Origin of the sequence: Nocardia sp. NPDC050413, from assembly GCF_040655475.1 — a bacterium.
Taxonomy (GTDB): domain Bacteria; phylum Actinomycetota; class Actinomycetes; order Mycobacteriales; family Mycobacteriaceae; genus Nocardia; species Nocardia coubleae.
In genome coordinates, this window is sequence record NZ_JBFAJZ010000007.1 from 13,735 (window position 1) to 29,213 (window position 15,479).

At 68.2% G+C, this 15,479-nt stretch carries 19 protein-coding genes; 10 read left to right on the top strand and 9 right to left on the bottom strand.

Going from position 1 to position 15,479, the window contains the following annotated elements:
- Positions 1 to 36 precede the first annotated feature (36 nt).
- Positions 37 to 507 carry a large conductance mechanosensitive channel protein MscL gene (gene mscL / locus AB0I19_RS18260; protein ID WP_067641934.1) on the top strand — a complete coding sequence of 157 codons (471 nt, stop codon included), beginning with the start codon at positions 37 to 39 and terminating at the stop codon, positions 505 to 507.
- Here mscL and AB0I19_RS18265 read toward each other — a convergent pair.
- Positions 497 to 1,588, bottom strand: a complete 1,092-nt coding sequence (locus tag AB0I19_RS18265; protein WP_357150416.1) for a UDP-N-acetylmuramate dehydrogenase — start codon at positions 1,586 to 1,588, stop codon at positions 497 to 499. The two genes, mscL and AB0I19_RS18265, sit on opposite strands and share 11 nt — an antisense overlap.
- Before the next feature lie 40 nt (positions 1,589 to 1,628).
- Here AB0I19_RS18265 and AB0I19_RS18270 point away from each other — a divergent pair, with 40 nt between their 5' ends.
- From AB0I19_RS18270 to AB0I19_RS18280, 3 genes are read left to right on the top strand one after another with little or no spacing between them, the layout of a single operon-like run.
- Positions 1,629 to 2,114, top strand: coding sequence for a DUF2505 domain-containing protein (locus AB0I19_RS18270; protein WP_067641936.1), 486 nt, complete (start codon positions 1,629 to 1,631; stop codon positions 2,112 to 2,114).
- A gap of 48 nt (positions 2,115 to 2,162) precedes the next feature.
- On the top strand, positions 2,163 to 2,687 hold the full coding sequence (locus AB0I19_RS18275; RefSeq protein ID WP_067484831.1) for a DUF2505 domain-containing protein: 525 nt from the start codon (positions 2,163 to 2,165) through the stop codon (positions 2,685 to 2,687).
- 10 nt (positions 2,688 to 2,697) lie between these two features.
- Positions 2,698 to 3,501, top strand: a complete 804-nt coding sequence (locus AB0I19_RS18280; RefSeq protein WP_357150208.1) for a class I SAM-dependent methyltransferase — start codon at positions 2,698 to 2,700, stop codon at positions 3,499 to 3,501.
- Positions 3,502 to 3,517: 16 nt separating this feature from the next.
- Here AB0I19_RS18280 and AB0I19_RS18285 read toward each other — a convergent pair whose 3' ends face one another.
- Positions 3,518 to 4,126, bottom strand: coding sequence for a hypothetical protein (locus AB0I19_RS18285; RefSeq protein ID WP_357150211.1), 609 nt, complete (start codon positions 4,124 to 4,126; stop codon positions 3,518 to 3,520).
- A 104-nt stretch (positions 4,127 to 4,230) separates the two neighbouring features.
- Here AB0I19_RS18285 and AB0I19_RS18290 point away from each other — a divergent pair, with 104 nt between their 5' ends.
- Entirely contained in the window at positions 4,231 to 4,962 is a 732-nt protein-coding gene (locus AB0I19_RS18290) for a DUF2993 domain-containing protein (RefSeq protein ID WP_357150214.1), read from the top strand.
- Here AB0I19_RS18290 and deoC read toward each other — a convergent pair whose 3' ends face one another.
- On the bottom strand, positions 4,963 to 5,622 hold the full coding sequence (gene deoC / locus AB0I19_RS18295; RefSeq protein ID WP_357150217.1) for a deoxyribose-phosphate aldolase: 660 nt from the start codon (positions 5,620 to 5,622) through the stop codon (positions 4,963 to 4,965). It lies immediately after the preceding gene.
- A 70-nt stretch (positions 5,623 to 5,692) separates the two neighbouring features.
- Between deoC and AB0I19_RS18300 the strand changes: the two genes are divergently transcribed.
- The gene (locus AB0I19_RS18300; protein ID WP_225278474.1) at positions 5,693 to 6,220 is read left to right on the top strand and encodes an N-acetyltransferase; all 528 of its coding nucleotides are present in this window, start codon (positions 5,693 to 5,695) and stop codon (positions 6,218 to 6,220) included.
- A gap of 2 nt (positions 6,221 to 6,222) precedes the next feature.
- On the opposite strand, the gene purU is transcribed toward AB0I19_RS18300, so the two are convergent.
- The 6 genes from purU to AB0I19_RS18330 form a co-directional block, all read right to left on the bottom strand.
- A complete protein-coding gene (purU, locus tag AB0I19_RS18305; RefSeq protein ID WP_357150220.1) occupies positions 6,223 to 7,113 on the bottom strand; it encodes a formyltetrahydrofolate deformylase in 891 nt (296 codons plus the stop codon).
- 20 nt (positions 7,114 to 7,133) lie between these two features.
- Positions 7,134 to 8,186 (bottom strand): alpha/beta hydrolase, encoded by a 1,053-nt coding sequence (locus AB0I19_RS18310; RefSeq protein ID WP_357150223.1) that lies wholly within the window; start codon positions 8,184 to 8,186, stop codon positions 7,134 to 7,136.
- 73 nt (positions 8,187 to 8,259) lie between these two features.
- On the bottom strand, positions 8,260 to 8,532 hold the full coding sequence (locus AB0I19_RS18315; protein ID WP_067485839.1) for a DUF2516 family protein: 273 nt from the start codon (positions 8,530 to 8,532) through the stop codon (positions 8,260 to 8,262).
- A 94-nt stretch (positions 8,533 to 8,626) separates the two neighbouring features.
- Positions 8,627 to 9,268 (bottom strand): heparin-binding hemagglutinin, encoded by a 642-nt coding sequence (locus AB0I19_RS18320; protein WP_067641943.1) that lies wholly within the window; start codon positions 9,266 to 9,268, stop codon positions 8,627 to 8,629.
- Entirely contained in the window at positions 9,268 to 9,711 is a 444-nt protein-coding gene (locus AB0I19_RS18325) for a helix-turn-helix transcriptional regulator (RefSeq protein WP_067484807.1), read from the bottom strand. Before AB0I19_RS18325 ends, AB0I19_RS18320 begins: the two co-directional genes overlap by 1 nt.
- A 93-nt stretch (positions 9,712 to 9,804) precedes the next feature.
- Positions 9,805 to 11,019, bottom strand: a complete 1,215-nt coding sequence (locus AB0I19_RS18330) for a DUF445 family protein (RefSeq protein ID WP_357150417.1) — start codon at positions 11,017 to 11,019, stop codon at positions 9,805 to 9,807.
- Between the two features lie 313 nt (positions 11,020 to 11,332).
- Between AB0I19_RS18330 and AB0I19_RS18335 the strand changes: the two genes are divergently transcribed.
- The 4 genes from AB0I19_RS18335 to AB0I19_RS18350 all read left to right on the top strand — a co-directional run bounded on the left by AB0I19_RS18335 (position 11,333) and on the right by AB0I19_RS18350 (position 15,476).
- Positions 11,333 to 12,013: a TetR/AcrR family transcriptional regulator gene (locus AB0I19_RS18335; RefSeq protein ID WP_084475774.1), complete on the top strand. Its 681-nt coding sequence runs from the start codon at positions 11,333 to 11,335 to the stop codon at positions 12,011 to 12,013.
- 159 nt (positions 12,014 to 12,172) lie between these two features.
- On the top strand, positions 12,173 to 13,591 hold the full coding sequence (locus AB0I19_RS18340; protein ID WP_357150227.1) for an AarF/ABC1/UbiB kinase family protein: 1,419 nt from the start codon (positions 12,173 to 12,175) through the stop codon (positions 13,589 to 13,591).
- Positions 13,588 to 14,847 carry a saccharopine dehydrogenase NADP-binding domain-containing protein gene (locus AB0I19_RS18345; RefSeq protein ID WP_357150230.1) on the top strand — a complete coding sequence of 420 codons (1,260 nt, stop codon included), beginning with the start codon at positions 13,588 to 13,590 and terminating at the stop codon, positions 14,845 to 14,847. The genes AB0I19_RS18340 and AB0I19_RS18345 overlap by 4 nt, the downstream gene beginning before the upstream one ends.
- The gene (locus tag AB0I19_RS18350) at positions 14,844 to 15,476 is read left to right on the top strand and encodes a class I SAM-dependent methyltransferase (protein ID WP_067484801.1); all 633 of its coding nucleotides are present in this window, start codon (positions 14,844 to 14,846) and stop codon (positions 15,474 to 15,476) included. The genes AB0I19_RS18345 and AB0I19_RS18350 overlap by 4 nt, the downstream gene beginning before the upstream one ends.
- Positions 15,477 to 15,479 lie beyond the last annotated feature (3 nt).

Sequence of the window (15,479 nt, forward strand, 5' to 3'; positions counted from 1 at the left end):
TCGCTGAGCGAATGACCAGTCATTACCATCTCTGCGATGGGCAGAATCAAGTCGGTATTCGACGGTTTCAAGAACTTCCTGATGCGCGGCAACGTGATCGATCTCGCGGTCGCCGTGGTGATGGGTACCGCGTTCACCGCGGTGGTCACCTCGGTCACCAAGGGCTTCGTGAACCCGCTGCTCGCGGTGTTCGGCTCGACCAATGAACTCGGCCTCGGCGTGCAGCTCATCGCCGACAAGCCCGCCACGTTCATCGCGGTCGGCCCGATCATCACCGCGTTCATCGACTTCATCATGGTCGCCGCGGTGCTCTACTTCGTGCTGATGGTCCCGATGAAGTCGCTGAAGAACAAATTCGGTACCACCAAGGAAGCCGAGCCGACCGAGACCGAACTGCTCATCGAGATCCGCGATCTGCTGGCCAAGCAGCAGGGTCTGAACGCGGAGCAGACCGCGGCGCTGAGCACCGAGCAGGCCAAGAAGGACCCGGCTCAGCTCACAGACTGATCCCGACGGTCACCGGTTCCGGTTCGAGCACGATGCCGAACCGGTCGCGCACACCGTCGCGGACCGTGCGGGCCAGCTCGACGATGTCGGCCGCCCGCGCCGCGCCCCGATTGGTCAGGGCGAGAGTGTGTTTGGTCGACAGCCGCGCCCCCGCGTGCTCGCCGGGGAACCCCTTGGCGAAACCGGCGCGTTCGATGAGCCAGCCCGCCGAGAACTTGGTGCCCGAGGGGGCCGGGTAGGTCGGGACGCTCACCTCGCCGACGTGGGCGGTGATCGCGGCCAGCACCTGGTCGAGGCGGTCGTCGCCGACGACGGGGTTGGTGAAGAACGAACCCGCGCTCCAGGTGTCGTGGTCGGCGGGGTCGAGCACCATGCCCTTGCCCGCGCGCAGGCGGAGCACCTCGGTGCGCACCTGGGCGGCGGGCCGGGTCTCGCCTTCGCTCGCGCCGAGCACGCGGGCCAGTTCGCCGTAGCGCAACGGTGCGCTGGTACCGGTGGGGTCGAGCCGGAATTCGACAGCGAGCACCACGGCGGCGTCGCTGTGCTTGAGCACGCTGGTGCGATAACCGAATCCCAGATCGGCCGGCTCCGCCCAGCGGACCTCTCCGCTCACCCGGTCCAGCAGCCGCACCCGGCGCAGCAGCGACTCCACCTCGACGCCGTAGGCGCCGACGTTCTGCACCGGCGTTGCCCCGACCGAACCAGGGATACCCGAGAGGCATTCGAGTCCACCGAACCCGGCCGCCACCGAAGCCGCGACGAGCTCGTCCCAGTTCGCGCCCGCCTCCGCGAGCACCGAATCTGTCCCGAACTCGACTCCGGTGTTGCGCACCCGAACGACCACGCCGTCGAAACCGGCGTCATCGATGAGCAGGTTCGACCCACCCGCGACGAGCAGCACCGCGACACCGGCATCGTCCAGGGCCCGCACCGTGGCGACGAGCGAGGAGGTGCTGTCGCATTCGGCGACCAGTGCGGGACCGCCGACGCGCAGCGTCGTCAGTTCCGACAGCGGCACCGCCGGGCGCACCACCGCACCGGTCTCGGCCAGCAGGTCACGCAGCTGTTCGGGGGACACCACCCGTGTTGTTCGCACGTCAGAAGACGGTACCGTGTCGCACATGGCTACACCTCTGGCGTTCACGGCCGGTTATACGCATTCCATCGACGCGGTGCGCGCCGCGTACTCCGATGAGCAGTACTGGAAGGCCCGCATCGCCGAGGTCGGCGGCCCGAATGCCCGCCTGGACTCGCTGACGGTAGACGGCGACCAGGTCCGCATCCAGCTGGTGCAGTCCATCCCCGCCGACCAGCTCCCGCCCGCCATCACCGCCGTGCGCCCCGGCGACCTGGTGATCCCCCGCGTCGAGCACTACACCGGCACCTCGGGCACCTTCGAGGCCCACGTCGACGGCGCCCCCGCCACCGTCCGCGGCACGGTGACCCTCACCCCGACCGCCACCGGTTGCGAAGGCTCGGTCACCGGCACCATCGAGGTGAAGATCCCCCTCTTCGGCGGCAAGATCGAAGCCGCCATCGCCGAACGCCTCACCGAACTGCTGAGCAACGAGGCCACCTTCACCGAACAGTGGCTCGCCACCAAGTAGGACCCGTCCGGGGCGCCCGCTGACGGCGCCCCGGTAACGTGTTCGGGCATGGCACGTCGACTGGACTACTCCGCCCGCTACCCCCTGCACACCACTGAAGAGCTGTACGCAGCCCTGCAGAGCAGGGATTACTGGGAAGCCCGCGTCGAGGAGATGCGCAAGTACTCGCCGCACAACGAAGTCGTCAGCCATGAGGTGACCGACGACGGCATCGATATCGTGCTCGCGCATACCCTGCCGCGCGAGATGCTCCCGGAGATCGCGCAGACGGTGATGCGCAAGGACATGGTCATCACCCGCAAGGAGAGCTGGGGTCCGTTCGACCACGACGAGACCGAGGGCAAGTTCTCCGCCTCCATCCCGGCGGGCCCGGGCAGCCTCAACGGCACCATCCGCCTGTTCCCCACCGAGACCGGCGCGACCATGCGCTTCTCCCCCGTCGCCAAGGTGTTCATCCCCATGGTCGGCCCGCGCCTGGAACAGCTGATGCTGGTGAATCTCGTCGACCTGTTCCGCGCCGAGCAGGAGGAAACCCTGCGGTGGCTGGAGACGGCCGCCAAGAACCCGGTCTGATCCTCGTCCCATGACCGGCACGAGGAGGACGGTGCCGGTCGGCACCATCACGCGCGGCACCACCGGCGTCAACCGGTTGCGCCGCAGCGATCGCTGGCTGGTCAACGACGAGCTGGTGAGCACCCGCCTGCGCGAGGCCGCCGACCCGCTCGTGGTCGACCTCGGCTACGGCGCGGCGGGCTGGACGACGATCGAAATGGCCGCGCGCCTGCGCACCGTTCGCCCCGATCTGCGTGTAGTCGGCCTCGAGATCGACCCCGCCCGGGTGCTGCCCCCGCGCGACGGCGTGCGTTTCGCCCGCGGCGGTTTCGAACTGGCCGGTCTGCGCCCGGTGCTGGTCCGCGCCTTCAATGTGCTGCGCCAGTATCCGGAGGACGCGGTCCCGGCAGCGTGGTCGCGGATCCAGTCGAATCTGGCACCCGAGGGCCTGCTCGTGGACGGCACCTGCGACGAACTCGGCCGCCGCAGCGCCTGGGTGCTCCTCGATCGGCACCGCCCCCTCTCGCTCACCCTCGCGTGGGATCCGTTCACCGTCGAGCGCCCGTCCGACATCGCCGAGCGACTGCCGAAGGTGTTGATCCACCGCAATATTCGCGGCGAGAAGGTGCACGCCCTGCTCACCGCCGCCGATCAGGCCTGGGAGCGCAGTGCCGCACTCGCACCCTTCGGTCCGCGTATCCGCTGGCGGGGTACGGCGGAGTTGTTGCGTGCCAACGGGTTCCCGGTGCGCGCCTACAACCGGCGGATGCGTGATTGTGTGCTGTCGGTGCCGTGGGATGTCGTCGCACCGAACGGATGGCAGGCGGGCGAGTAACCCCGCCGGAAGAAGGTCAGACCGCGAGCAGTGCCCGCCGTATCCGGCCAGCCGCCCGGGGAGCCAATTGCTCCGCACCCCAACGTATCTCGTCGATGTCACACCGATGGATGGCAACCGCGTCGGTGACCACCTCGTTCAGCGCCGACTGCGCGATCTCGGTTTCGGCCAGGTCGAGCACCGTCCGCGCCGGTGTGGTCACCAGAAACGATCCCGCCGATTCCGTCGCTTCCACGGTGAGCTTGCGCCGGGTGAGCACCAGCCGTGGCGTCACCGGTGGCCGCCCCGCCGACACCGACAGGTGCAGAAACCGTGGCCGCAACCGCCCGAGCCCGTGCAGTTCGGCCGCGCTCTGATACGACACCACGGCGGCACCGTCGAACCAGGCCGCCCACATCGCGTATTCGTCGAGCGGGCCGGGCCGCCATTGCGCCAGCCGCAGCATCCCGACTCCCGATCTGGTCACCGACCCGTCGGCCAGCGCCGCCCGCACCCGCAGCTCACAACCGGTGCGCAGGACCTGCCTGGTGGTGAAGAACCCCGCGTGTCGTCCGGCGAGGCGCCGCAGCACCCGCCACCGGTGTTCGGTGGTCCCCGCCATCCGGCGCGCTCCCTCGCCAGCCATCCAGCCATGCTACGCCGCATGAAGTGGTACAGATCACAAATTGAAAGAAGGCCTTCATGGCCTCCTCAGAGCGGACACAGAAAAATCCGGAAGAATCGACTGTCATGAGCACCCAGACACCCCAACGCCCGAAGGTCCGTCGGCGCACGCTGGTGATCGCGTTGGCCGTGGTCGCCGTGCTCCTCGTCGGCACCATCGTCGCGACCGAAGCGTATGCCCGCCACCAGATCTCGCGCTGCATCAGCAGCCAGTTCGAGCAGGAGATGGGCTCGAGCATCGACGTGAGTTTCGGTCCGAAACCGATGCTCATCACCTATCTCGACGGCAAGGTCGGGTCGATGAGCATCGACAGCGAGGACAACAAGTTCGGCCCGGCCGTCGGCATGGTCGTGCACGCGAAGTTCGAGGATATCGAACTCACCGATCGTGGGCGCGGCGGCGCGACCGTCGGCAATTCGAGCGCCGAGGTGACCTGGAACAACGACGGCATCCGCCAAACCCTGGGCACCATGGTGAGCGGGGTGAGCTCCTCGGCGAGCAGCGACGTACTCACCCTCGACGTGCTCGGCGGCCTGGCCCAGCTGCAGGTGCAGCCGATGGTCCGCGACGGCAATGTGGAGGTGGAGACCAAGTCCGCGCAGCTGCTCGGCATCGGCCTGCCCACCGACCTGGTGCAGGGCATCGTCGAGACCTTCACCCAGAGCCTGCAGAGCTACCCGCTCGGCCTGCGCGCCCAGAAGGTCGACGTCACCGATGACGGTGTCGTGGTTCACCTTTCGGGCGGCCGCACCGTCCTGGAGAGCTCCGGGCGCAGCGACGCCGAGCTGCGCTGCTGATCAGTCCGGAAAGCCGTCGAGCACGACCGCCGACTTCGACAGCCCGAGCCGGGTGGCGCCCGCCTCGATCATCGCCGCCGCGTCTTCCGCGGTCCTGATCCCGCCACTGGCCTTGACGCCGAGCCTGCCGCCGACGGTGTCGGCCATCAGCCGCACCGCGTGCACACTGGCCCCGTCGGCGGGATGAAAACCGGTGGAGGTCTTTACGAAATCGGCACCGGCCTTCTCGGCGGCCCGGCAGGCACCGACGATCGCCTCGTCGGTGAGCGCGGCCGATTCGATGATGACCTTCAGCACGGCCCGGTCCTCGACCGCCTCGCGCACGGTGATGATGTCGGTGAGCACCGCCGCGAAATCACCGGCCACCGCGGCACCCACGTCGATCACCATGTCCACCTCGGCCGCGCCGCTGTCGACGGCCAGGCGCGCCTCGGCACCCTTGATCAGCGAATGATGTTTGCCCGAAGGGAATCCCGCGACGGTGGCGACCACCAACCCCGGCGCGCGCACCGGAAGCATCGACGGTGAAACGCAGATCGCGTACACGCCGAGTTTGCGGGCCTCGGCGATCAGGTCGTTCACCTGGTCGGGCGTCGCCTCGGGAGCGAGCAGGGTGTGATCGATCATGGCGGCCACGTCGGCCCGGGTCAGCGACGTCATAGCAGCGAGTCTGGCATATCGGCAGAGAAGTCCATTGCGCACGCGTACCCCTATCCGGGAGACTTGGACCGTGTTGATTCGTCGCGAGACCCCTGCGGACGCCGCGGCGATCGCCGCGATCCATCGTGCCGCCTTCGCCCCGCACTATCTGGGCGATCCAGCCGTCACCGAACCACCGGAGCCCGCGCTGGTCGACGCCCTACGCGCCGACGAATCCTGGATGCCGACGCTGTCGCTGGTCGCGCTGGCCTACGACACCGTGGTCGGGCACATCTGCCTCACCAGAGCGGGCATCGGCCCGTTCCCGGTGCTGGCCCTCGGTCCGCTCGGCGTCGACCCGGATCATCAGAAGACCGGCGTCGGTTCGGCCCTTGTGCACGCGGCGCTCGGCGCCGCCGACGCGCTCGACGAATCGGTGGTCGGCCTCGTCGGCGATCCCGACTACTACTCGCGCTTCGGTTTCGTGCCGGGCGCGCGCCGCGGCATCGTCCCCGACCAGGCCGACTGGGCCGAATATTTCCAGGTCCGGCCGCTGGCGGCCTACGACCCGGCGGTCACCGGCGAATTCCGCTACCCGGCGCCGTTCTACGACCTGTAGGCCTACTCGAACACCACGGTGCGCCGACCGTGCACCAGCACCCGGCCCTCGAGATGCCAGCGCAGGCCACGGGCGAGCACCACCCGCTCGATATCGCGACCCTGGCGGACCATGTCGGGCACATCGTCGGCGTGATCCACGCGGATCACGTCCTGCTCGATGATCGGGCCCGCGTCCAGCTCGGCGGTCACGTAGTGACAGGTCGCCCCGATCAGCTTCACGCCACGGTCGTAGGCCTGGTGGTAGGGGCGGGCGCCGACGAACGACGGCAGGAAGCTGTGGTGGATGTTGATCGCCCGGCCAGCCCAGTGCTCGCACAGCGAGGCGGGCAACACCTGCATGAACCGGGCCAGGACCACCGCGTGCGGGTCGTGCACGTCGACCAGTTCGCGCACCTGCTCGAACGCCGGACCGCGCTCGGCCGGGTCCTTGGGGAACGGCACGTGATGGAACTTCACCCCGTGCGCCTCGGTCATCGCGGCCAGGTCGGGGTGGTTGCCGATGACGGCCTCGATGGTGGCGGGCAGCTCACCGGCCCCCGCACGGCCGAGCAGGTCGTGCAGGCAGTGCCCGTCCTTGCTCACCAGCAGCACCACCCGGCGGCGGGCGCCGGTGTCGTGCAACTGCCAGTCGGTCTCGGGACCGAACTCCGCGGCCACCCGCGCGAACCGGGTGCGCAGTTCGTCGATGCCGAACGGCACCGTCGATGCCTTCACCGCCTGCCGGGTGAAGAACCAGCCGATGTCACCGTCGGAGTGATAGCCGGCCTCCACGATCGACCCGCCGAAATCGGCGATGAACGAGGAGATCGCGGCGATGATGCCGGGCCGGTCGGGGCAGCCGAGCGTCAACACGAACCGACGGTCGTCCGAGGTCACAGGGGCAGAACTCATCCCCTCATCCTCGCAGGCCCTCAGGCAGAGGCGCGTGCGGGCTCGCGGACGGCGGCGAGTACCTCGCGCAGCTCCCGGTTGAACAGGTCGTAGCGCTCCACATTGCCCAGGTGGCCGGTGGGCAGCACCTTGAACTTCGCCAGCGTGCCCGCCTTGCTCAGCAGTTCGGCGAGCCGTTCGGCGTGAATGGTCGGGGTCATGTCGTCGCGGTCGCCGGCGAGCACGGTGGTCGGCACAGTGAAGTTGCTCGCGGCGTCGCCCAGGTGCAGCGCGGCGAGCAGCAGGCCGTAGCGCGAGCGGGTCATCATCGGGCAACCACGCACCACCGACAGGGCGTAGCTCAGTTTCTCCGGCGTGGTGTCCAGGGTCATCACCTGGCGGGCGAAGATCCAGCGCACGGGCGCGATCGGCGGGAACACCACCGGGGTGCCGAGGATGAGCTTGCCGAGCCAGTCGGGCGAGGGCAGGGCCCGGCCGCGGAGCAATCGCAGCGGCTTGTTCAGACCGGGAACCATGGTCGACACCTCGACCAGCGAGTGCGCGCCGGTGTTGGTGAGCAGCACGGCGGCCGCCTGCTCGGCGACTCGTTCGGGGTAGCGGCCCGCCCAGGCGATGAGCGTCATGCCGCCCATGCTGTGACCGACGAGCACCGCGCGCTGGCCGGGCAGCAGGGCCGCGTCGAGCACGTCGCACAGGTCGTCGGCGAGCAGGTCGGTGCTGGGGCGCGCGTAGCCGTTGGTGCTCTCACCGTGGCCGCGCTGGTCGTAGGCGATCACGCGGTACTCGCCGGCGAAGGCGTTGATCTGGGCGTTCCAGTATTCGATGGAACAGGTCCAGCCGTGGGCGAACACGATGACGGGTGCGTCGACCGGGCCGTAGGCGTGCACGCGCAGCCGGGCGCCGTCGGCGGTGACCACGGGGATCACCTCGTGCGGGACGGTCGGCGGATCGAAGGCCGCCACGCCGTGGGTGCGGGTCCGCAAATCGGCCCGGTGGGCGGCAAGTCCGGCCTTGATCCTGGTGGTCACGGTATCGACCAGGTCGTTCACGGTCGCGGGCAGCATTGCGCGCATCGACACACTCCTTTGTGTTACTCATAGAAACAGTAACACCGGGAGCGCTCGACCGCGAGGGTCCGGCGACGATTTACCAGCGCGGCCCGCGCTGCACCTCGTCGACTTTCGGCCGCACATCGGCCAGATACACACCGGTCGCGATGATCGCGATGAACGAGGTGAGCATGCCGAACCCGCTGATCCCCAGCAGCAGGAACACCAGCGCACCCGCCAGGATCGCCAGCCAGATCGGCTTGGTCATCTTGTCGACGGCCGTAAACGCGTCCGGCCGCTGACGCACGGCATGGATCAGCGCGAACACCGTCGCACCGAAGGCTGCCAGCCACAGGACCAGCAAAATCATCCCCGTCACTCCATGCACCAGATTCACACCCCCATCATACGAACAGCGGCCCCACACACCAGGGGTGCGCGGGGCCGCTGTCGGCGGTGAAGGGTTACACCTTCTTGGGTGCGGCCTTCTTCGCGGGCGCCTTCTTGGCCGGCGCCTTCTTGGCGGCCGGAGCCTTGGCCGGGGCGGCCTCGTCGGTCACGGCGACGACCTCGGCCTCGACCACAGCGGCGGCCTCGGCGGCAGCGGCCTGCGCCTCTTCCTTGCCACGGCCCAGCAGGTCGGTGACCTTGGCGAGGGCTTCCTCGGCGCGGGCGGAGGCATCCTTGTACAGGGACTCGACGCGACCGATCTGCTCGTCGACGGCCTCGTTGGCACGCAACCGCTCGACGGTCTCCTCACCGCGCACGGCGAGGTCGGCGTAGATGTCGAGAGCCTGGCGGTAGTACTGCTCGGCCAGCTTGCGCAGCTCCTCGGGGGTGAACTTCTCGCGCAGCTCGGCGAGGTCCTCCGGCAGCTCCGAGGGCAGGCCGGCGAGGCGCTCACGAATGGTGTCGAACTGGGCCTGCACGTCGGCGGGCACGTTCGCGATGCGCTCGCGGGCCTCTTCGACACGGGCCTTGGCATCGGTGGTGGCGACGCGCTCGCGGACGTCGGCGACGACCTCGTTCACGGCGGTGTAGATGGCATCACCGGCGCCGACGGTGGCGAACAGCGGCTTGGTCACGGTAGCGGTCTTCTCGGTCATCAGTCTTCGCTCTCCTGGTGTGGCGGAGTGTCAATTGTCGTGAACGAAACGTCGCTGTCCCGTTCGTTCCCCCCTGAGCCGGTTTCTTCCCCGTTTTCCCGGCGAAACGACTCATAGATTTCCAGCAACACCTGTTTCTGCCGTTCGGTCACCGAAGTGTCGGCCAGCAGGGCGTCCCGGACCGGGCTGTGCGGGCGCTGTTCCAAATATCCGGCCCGCACATACAACACCTCCGAAGAAACCCGCAGTGCCTTGGCGATCTGCGCGAGTACTTCGGCGGAAGGGTTACGTAATCCGCGTTCGATCTGGCTCAGGTACGGATTACTCACCCCAGCCAGGGCGGCGAGTTGACGCAGGGACACCTGCGCAGCTTCGCGCTGGGACCTGATGAACCCTCCGATATCTCGAGCCGCGTGCGTCAAGCTCTCGGGCTGGTCTGCCATCACTCACCTTCTGGCGTTGTACGGTCAATACTAGGTCAGGGTGCTAGCTCTTGCAAGCACTACAGTTAGCAGCCACCGGGCGAACGCCCGGACTCAGTGGAACAGCAGCTGCGAGATCGTGTAGATCGCCAGGCCGGCCAGCGATCCGACCACCGTGCCGTTGATCCTGATGAATTGCAGGTCCCGCCCCACCTGCAATTCGATCTTCCGGCTCGCCTCGTCGGCGTCCCAGCGGGCGACCGTATCGGTCACCAGCGTCGAGATCTCGGCGGCGTAGTTACCGACCAGATAGCGCGCCCCCCGGTCGATCCACCCATCGACCTTGGCACGCATCGCCGGATCGTCACGCAACTGTTCACCCAGCTGTTGCACATTCTCCGCCACTTTGCGTCGCAACGTGGAATCGGGGTCGTTCGCCGACTCGAGAATCAATCGCTTGGCCGCACGCCAGGTGGCCTCCGCCATTCCGGTGATCTGTTCGCGGCCCATGATCTCGGCCTTCACCTTTTCCGCCTTGGCGATCATGGCCTCGTCGTGTTGCAGGTCGTCGGCGAAATCCTGCAGGAATCGGGTGGCGGCCAGACGCAGTTCGTGTTCGGGGTCCGAACGCACCTTCCAGGTGAATTCCACCAATTCCCGGTAGATCCGCTCCGACAACAATGTGTTGACGAATTTCGGCGCCCATTGCGGCGCGTCGCGCAGCACGATCCGGTCGATCGTCTCCTGTGAACCGAGCGCCCACTGGTGCGCCCGCTCGGCGAGCAGATCGATCAGCGGCAGCTGCCGATTGTCGGCGATCAGCTCCGAGAGCACCCGGCCGAGCGGCGGACCCCACTGCGGTTCGGCGATGCGTTTGACGATGGTGTTGTCGATGATCTGCTCGACGTCCTCGTCGCGCAGCACGCCGACCACGGCGGTCAGGATGGTCGAACTCTCCTGCGCCACCCGCGCCGCGTTGGCCGGTGTGGCCATCCACCGCCCGACCCGCAGCGAGATCTGGGCCGCGTCGAGCCGGGCCGACACCACGTCGGGAGCGAGGAAATTGGTGCCGACGAACGCGCCGAGGCTCTCGCCGAGCTGGTCCTTCTTCTTGCGGATGATCGCCGTGTGCGGGATGGGCAGGCCGAGCGGGTGCTTGAACAACGCCGTCACCGCGAACCAGTCGGCCAGCGCGCCGACCATGCCCGCCTCCGAGGCCGCGCGCACATAACCGACCCACGCGCCGCCGCCGCCGCGCGACTCGAGCCAGCGGCACAGCAGATAGATCACTGTCGCCACCAGCAGGAAGCCGGTGGCGAGGGCCTTCATCTTGAACAGGTCGCGTCGTTTGCCCGCCTCGTCGGTCAGATCCGCGAACCCGGCGGGCTGCGCCGGTGCGGTGCGCGGCGTGAGTACCGCCGTGTTGCCGGGAGCTTTCTCCATGGCCCCCATTCTGCTGTGCGAAATGCCGCCGCGCCGACGCCGGCCTGTGGTAAATCCCCCAACGTCGCCTAAACGAGCGCCACCCCACATCGGCAGGCATAAGCTGTATCGCGAGAGACGCCACATCGATCGCAAGGGGGCTGTCCTGTCCACCGAAGACCTTGTCGAGATCGGCGAGCAGACCGGTCGGGGTTCCGCCGTGCGCGGCGCGGGTCCCGTCGACGGCCGCAAGAGGCGGTGGCGCCAGCACAAGATCGACCGGCGCGAGGAGCTCGTCGACGGCACCCTCAACGCCATCCGCGTACGCGGCGCGCAGGCGGGCATGGACGAGATCGCCGCCGAGATCGGCGTGTCCAAGACCGTGCTGTACCGGTACTTCGCCGACAAGAACGACCTGGTGCACGCCACCATGCAGCGCTTCATCGAGACCACGCTGCTGCCGCGCGTGTACGGCGCCATCAGCCTCGATGCCGACGAGTACCAGCTGGTGCGCGCCGCCATGACCGAATACGTGGGGACCGTCGACGACGACCCCGAGGTCTACCGGTTCATCATGCACAACGGCAGCGGCGACAATGCCTCGCTCGCCGAGTTCGAGCGCCTGTTCGCCGAGGTGGTCACCGCCGTGCTCATCGACCGGGCAGGCGCCAAGGGCATCCGCACCGACGGCGCGATGCTGTGGTCCTATGTGCTGGTCGGCGGCATCCAGCTGGCCACCCACTGGTGGACAACCACCGACAAGGCGATGCCGCGTCAGGACGTCATCGACTACCTCACGATGATGGCCTGGAGCGCGATCGAGGGCATCGCTCGCGCGGGTGGCTCGCCCGCTGTCTTCACCGAGCAGACACACGTTCTACCGCCACTGCCGGAGTCCTGACCAGCGCTGATATCAGATATCGCCGTCCCGGGCTCGACATCGCCGCGCGGTTGGTTACGCTGAACCGAGCGGGGCGCTGTGGCATGTGTCACCGCGAGGTTGCCGTGCGCCGTCAGGCGTTCGGGCAGCGTGCACGTCGGCACCAACGGAGGTACCTCGATGGCGAAGAACGTGCCGACATCCCGGCTTGCCCGTGGCACGAAGCTGGGGGCGGTGGCGGCGAGTTCGGTCATCCGTTCCAAGAAGACCCGGTTGTCGATGCGCGGCAGGTCCGAGGCCGTGCGCGCGAAGATGGCCGAAGAGTCGATGATCCGGACCACCGAGCAGGTGGTCATGGTGCTCGGCACCATGAAGGGCGTGGCCATGAAGCTGGGCCAGATGATGTCGGTGCTGGATCTGGACCTGGTCCCCGAGGACCATCGCGAGCGGTTCCAGCAGCGTCTTGCCGTCCTGCGCAACGCGGCACCGACGGTGTCGTTCGAGAACATGCGCGCGGTGATCGAGCAGGATTACGGCCGCCCGCTGGAGGACGTGTTCGCCGAGTTCGACCCCGAGCCGATCGCCGCCGCCTCGATCGGCCAGGTGTATCGCGCCACGCTCGCCGACGGCAGGCGGGTCGCGGTGAAGGTGCAGTACCCCGGCGTCGACGTGGCGGTCCGCGCCGATCTGAAGAACCTCACCATGTTCCGGCGCGTGCTCGCCTCGGCCATGCCGTGGATCACCCCGGCCGTGCTCGACGAGCTGAAGCTCAATATGGAGGCCGAGCTCGACTACCGGGCCGAGGCGGCGACGCAGAGCGAGATCGCGCACCTCTACCGCGACCACCCGTTCATCTTCGTTCCGTCGGCGGTGCCCGAGTTGTCGACCACCCGGGTGCTGGTGAGCGAGTTCGTCGACGGCGCCGGTTTCGACGAGATGCGCACGCTGCCCGACTCCGAGCGCAACCGGATCGGCGAGATCGTCTACCGCTTCTACGTGGGTTCGCTGTTCACGTTCAACGAGTTCTGCGGCGACCCGCATCCGGGCAATGTGCTGCTCGCGCCCGACGGCCGGGTGGCGTTCCTCGATTTCGGCCTGTTCAACCGGATGGACCCGAAACTGGTGCACTTCGAGAAACTGTGCCTGCGCGCGGCCGCCGAGGAACGTTCGGAAGACCTGCGCCAGTTGATGATCGATCGCGGCGTGATCGACTCGCCCGACGAGATCGGCGCCGAGGAGTGTCTCGAATACGTGCTCGCCGCCTCCGAGTGGTGTCTCGTCGACGAGGTCCTCACCATCACCCCGGAGCTGGCCAGCGGCGCGTTCCTGCTCGCCGTCGACCCGAGGGCCAGCGAGTTCACCGGGATGAAGCAGCAGAATCTGCCGCCCGAGCACCTGTTCTCCCGCCGCGCCGACTTCCTCACCTTCGGCATGCTCGGCCAGCTCGACGCGACCAACAACTGGCATTCGATCGCCCGCGAATGGCTCTACGACGAGCCGCCGATCACCGAACTCGGCATCGCCCATCATGATTGGCTGCGCACCCACCCACCGAAACCGGTGAAGAAGACGCGCCCCCGCAAGGCAACCACCCGATGAAAGGCTCCTCCGTGCCGCAAGACCGCGAGTTCGACCTGATCCTGTTCGGTGCCACGGGCTTCGTCGGCAAACTCACCGCCGAGTACCTGCTCACCGCCGCCCCCACCACCGCGAAGATCGCGCTGGCCGGCCGTTCGCGCGACAAGCTCGCCGCCGTGCGCGAGGAGCTCGGCCCCGCCGCCGCGTCGTGGGATCTGGTGGTCGCCGATTCGACGGACGCGGCCTCGCTCGCGGCGATGGCCGAGCGCACCAAGGTCGTGGTCACCACCGTCGGCCCGTACCTGCGCTACGGTCTGCCGCTGCTCGGCGCGTGTGCCGCGGCGGGCACCCATTACGCCGACCTCACCGGTGAACCGCTGTTCATCCACGATGCGATCGAGCAGTTCGAGCAGACCGCCGTCGACTCGGCCGCCAGGATCGTGAATTCCTGTGGCTACGACTCGATTCCGTCGGATCTGAGCGTGTACGAGATCTACCGCGCCTCGGTCGCCGACAACACCGGCGAGCTGGAGGACACCACGCTGGTCGCCTACCTCAAGGGTGGGATGAGTGGCGGAACCATCGACTCCGGGCGCGCCATGATGGAGGACATCGCCGCCGATTCCGGGCGCGCGAAGATCCTGGCGCACCCGTACTCGCTGAGCCCCGATCGCAGCATGGATCCCGATGTCGGCAGGCAGACCGACCAGGCCCTCGCCCGCGCCGACAGCATCGATCCGAGCCTGCACGGCTGGGTCACCACGTTCATCATGGCCTCGCACAACACCAAGGTGGTGCGCCGCAGCAACGGCCTGCTCGGCTGGCCCTACGGCAAGCAGTTCCGCTATCGCGAGGTGATGAACGCGGGCACCTCGGCGACCGCCCCGCTGGTCGCGGCGGGTATCGCGGGCGGCATCGTAGCCGGGATGACCTCCGGCGCGGTGCTGTCGCGGGTGTCGCTCGGCCGCAAACTGCTCGACCGTATCCTCCCCAAGCCGGGCACCGGCCCGGACGAAAAGGCCCGCCGCAGCGGCTGGTTCACCATGAAGACCTTCGCCCGCACCAGTTCCGGTGCCAAGTACCAGGCGACGTTCTCCGGTACCGGCGACCCCGGCTACCAGGCCACCGCTGTGCTGCTCGGCCAGAGCGGTCTGTGCCTGGCGTTCGACGAATTGCCCGAGCGCGCGGGCATTCTCACCCCCGCGTCGGCCATGGGTGAGGCGCTCACCGAGCGGCTGCGGGCGGCGGGCATGACCATCGAGGTCGCACGGCAGTGAACCTGGCCCGCAAAGCCATGAACGCGCCCGCGCTCGCGGCGATCTACGAGCACGCCTGGCGTCCCACCTTGTTCTACCTGGCCAGCGGCCGCACCACGGGCGACGACCGTCGCGACGCGGTGCGCTCGCTGCGCCTGGGCGGACCCGAGAAGGTGCTCGATCTGGCCTGCGGCCCCGGCAATTTCACGCGTTACCTGAGCGAACACCTCAGCGGCGACGGCTTCGTCACCGGCCTGGACTACTCCGCGCCGATGCTGGCGCGCGCCGCCGCCGACAACGCGGGACCGCGCGTCGGCTACGTGCGCGGCGACGCCCGCACCCTGCCCTTCGCCGACGAAACCTTCGACGCCGTCTGCTGTTTCGGTGCCCTGTACCTGATCCCCGACCCGATCGCCGCCGCCCGCGAGATGATCCGCGTCCTCGCGCCGGGTGGTCGCATCGCCATCACCACCAGTTACCGCGACGACAACCTCTTCGGCAAGGCGAGCACCCTGGCCGCGGGCGTGAGCGGTCTTCGCCTGTTCGACCGCGACACCTTCCCCACCCTGTTCGCCACCTCCGGGCTCACCGAAATCACCCAGCGCGTGCACCGTTTCATGCAATACGTCGAGGCGACCCGCCCCGCCTGAGCC

What these genes read in the sequence shown, in the direction of transcription:
- AB0I19_RS18270 (WP_067641936.1), top strand. Translation starts at nt 1,629, where the DNA reads ATGGCTACACCTCTGGCGTTCACGGCCGGTTATACGCATTCCATCGAC.
- mscL (WP_067641934.1), top strand. Translation starts at nt 37, where the DNA reads ATGGGCAGAATCAAGTCGGTATTCGACGGTTTCAAGAACTTCCTGATG.
- AB0I19_RS18320 (WP_067641943.1), bottom strand. Translation starts at nt 9,268, where the DNA reads ATGACCGAGAAGACCGCTACCGTGACCAAGCCGCTGTTCGCCACCGTC.
- AB0I19_RS18275 (WP_067484831.1), top strand. Translation starts at nt 2,163, where the DNA reads ATGGCACGTCGACTGGACTACTCCGCCCGCTACCCCCTGCACACCACT.
- AB0I19_RS18315 (WP_067485839.1), bottom strand. Translation starts at nt 8,532, where the DNA reads ATGATTTTGCTGGTCCTGTGGCTGGCAGCCTTCGGTGCGACGGTGTTC.
- AB0I19_RS18340 (WP_357150227.1), top strand. Translation starts at nt 12,173, where the DNA reads ATGGCGAAGAACGTGCCGACATCCCGGCTTGCCCGTGGCACGAAGCTG.
- AB0I19_RS18285 (WP_357150211.1), bottom strand. Translation starts at nt 4,126, where the DNA reads ATGGCTGGCGAGGGAGCGCGCCGGATGGCGGGGACCACCGAACACCGG.
- AB0I19_RS18325 (WP_067484807.1), bottom strand. Translation starts at nt 9,711, where the DNA reads ATGGCAGACCAGCCCGAGAGCTTGACGCACGCGGCTCGAGATATCGGA.
- purU (WP_357150220.1), bottom strand. Translation starts at nt 7,113, where the DNA reads ATGAGTTCTGCCCCTGTGACCTCGGACGACCGTCGGTTCGTGTTGACG.
- AB0I19_RS18345 (WP_357150230.1), top strand. Translation starts at nt 13,588, where the DNA reads ATGAAAGGCTCCTCCGTGCCGCAAGACCGCGAGTTCGACCTGATCCTG.
- AB0I19_RS18330 (WP_357150417.1), bottom strand. Translation starts at nt 11,019, where the DNA reads ATGAAGGCCCTCGCCACCGGCTTCCTGCTGGTGGCGACAGTGATCTAT.
- AB0I19_RS18280 (WP_357150208.1), top strand. Translation starts at nt 2,698, where the DNA reads ATGACCGGCACGAGGAGGACGGTGCCGGTCGGCACCATCACGCGCGGC.
- AB0I19_RS18290 (WP_357150214.1), top strand. Translation starts at nt 4,231, where the DNA reads ATGAGCACCCAGACACCCCAACGCCCGAAGGTCCGTCGGCGCACGCTG.
- deoC (WP_357150217.1), bottom strand. Translation starts at nt 5,622, where the DNA reads ATGACGTCGCTGACCCGGGCCGACGTGGCCGCCATGATCGATCACACC.
- AB0I19_RS18310 (WP_357150223.1), bottom strand. Translation starts at nt 8,186, where the DNA reads ATGCGCGCAATGCTGCCCGCGACCGTGAACGACCTGGTCGATACCGTG.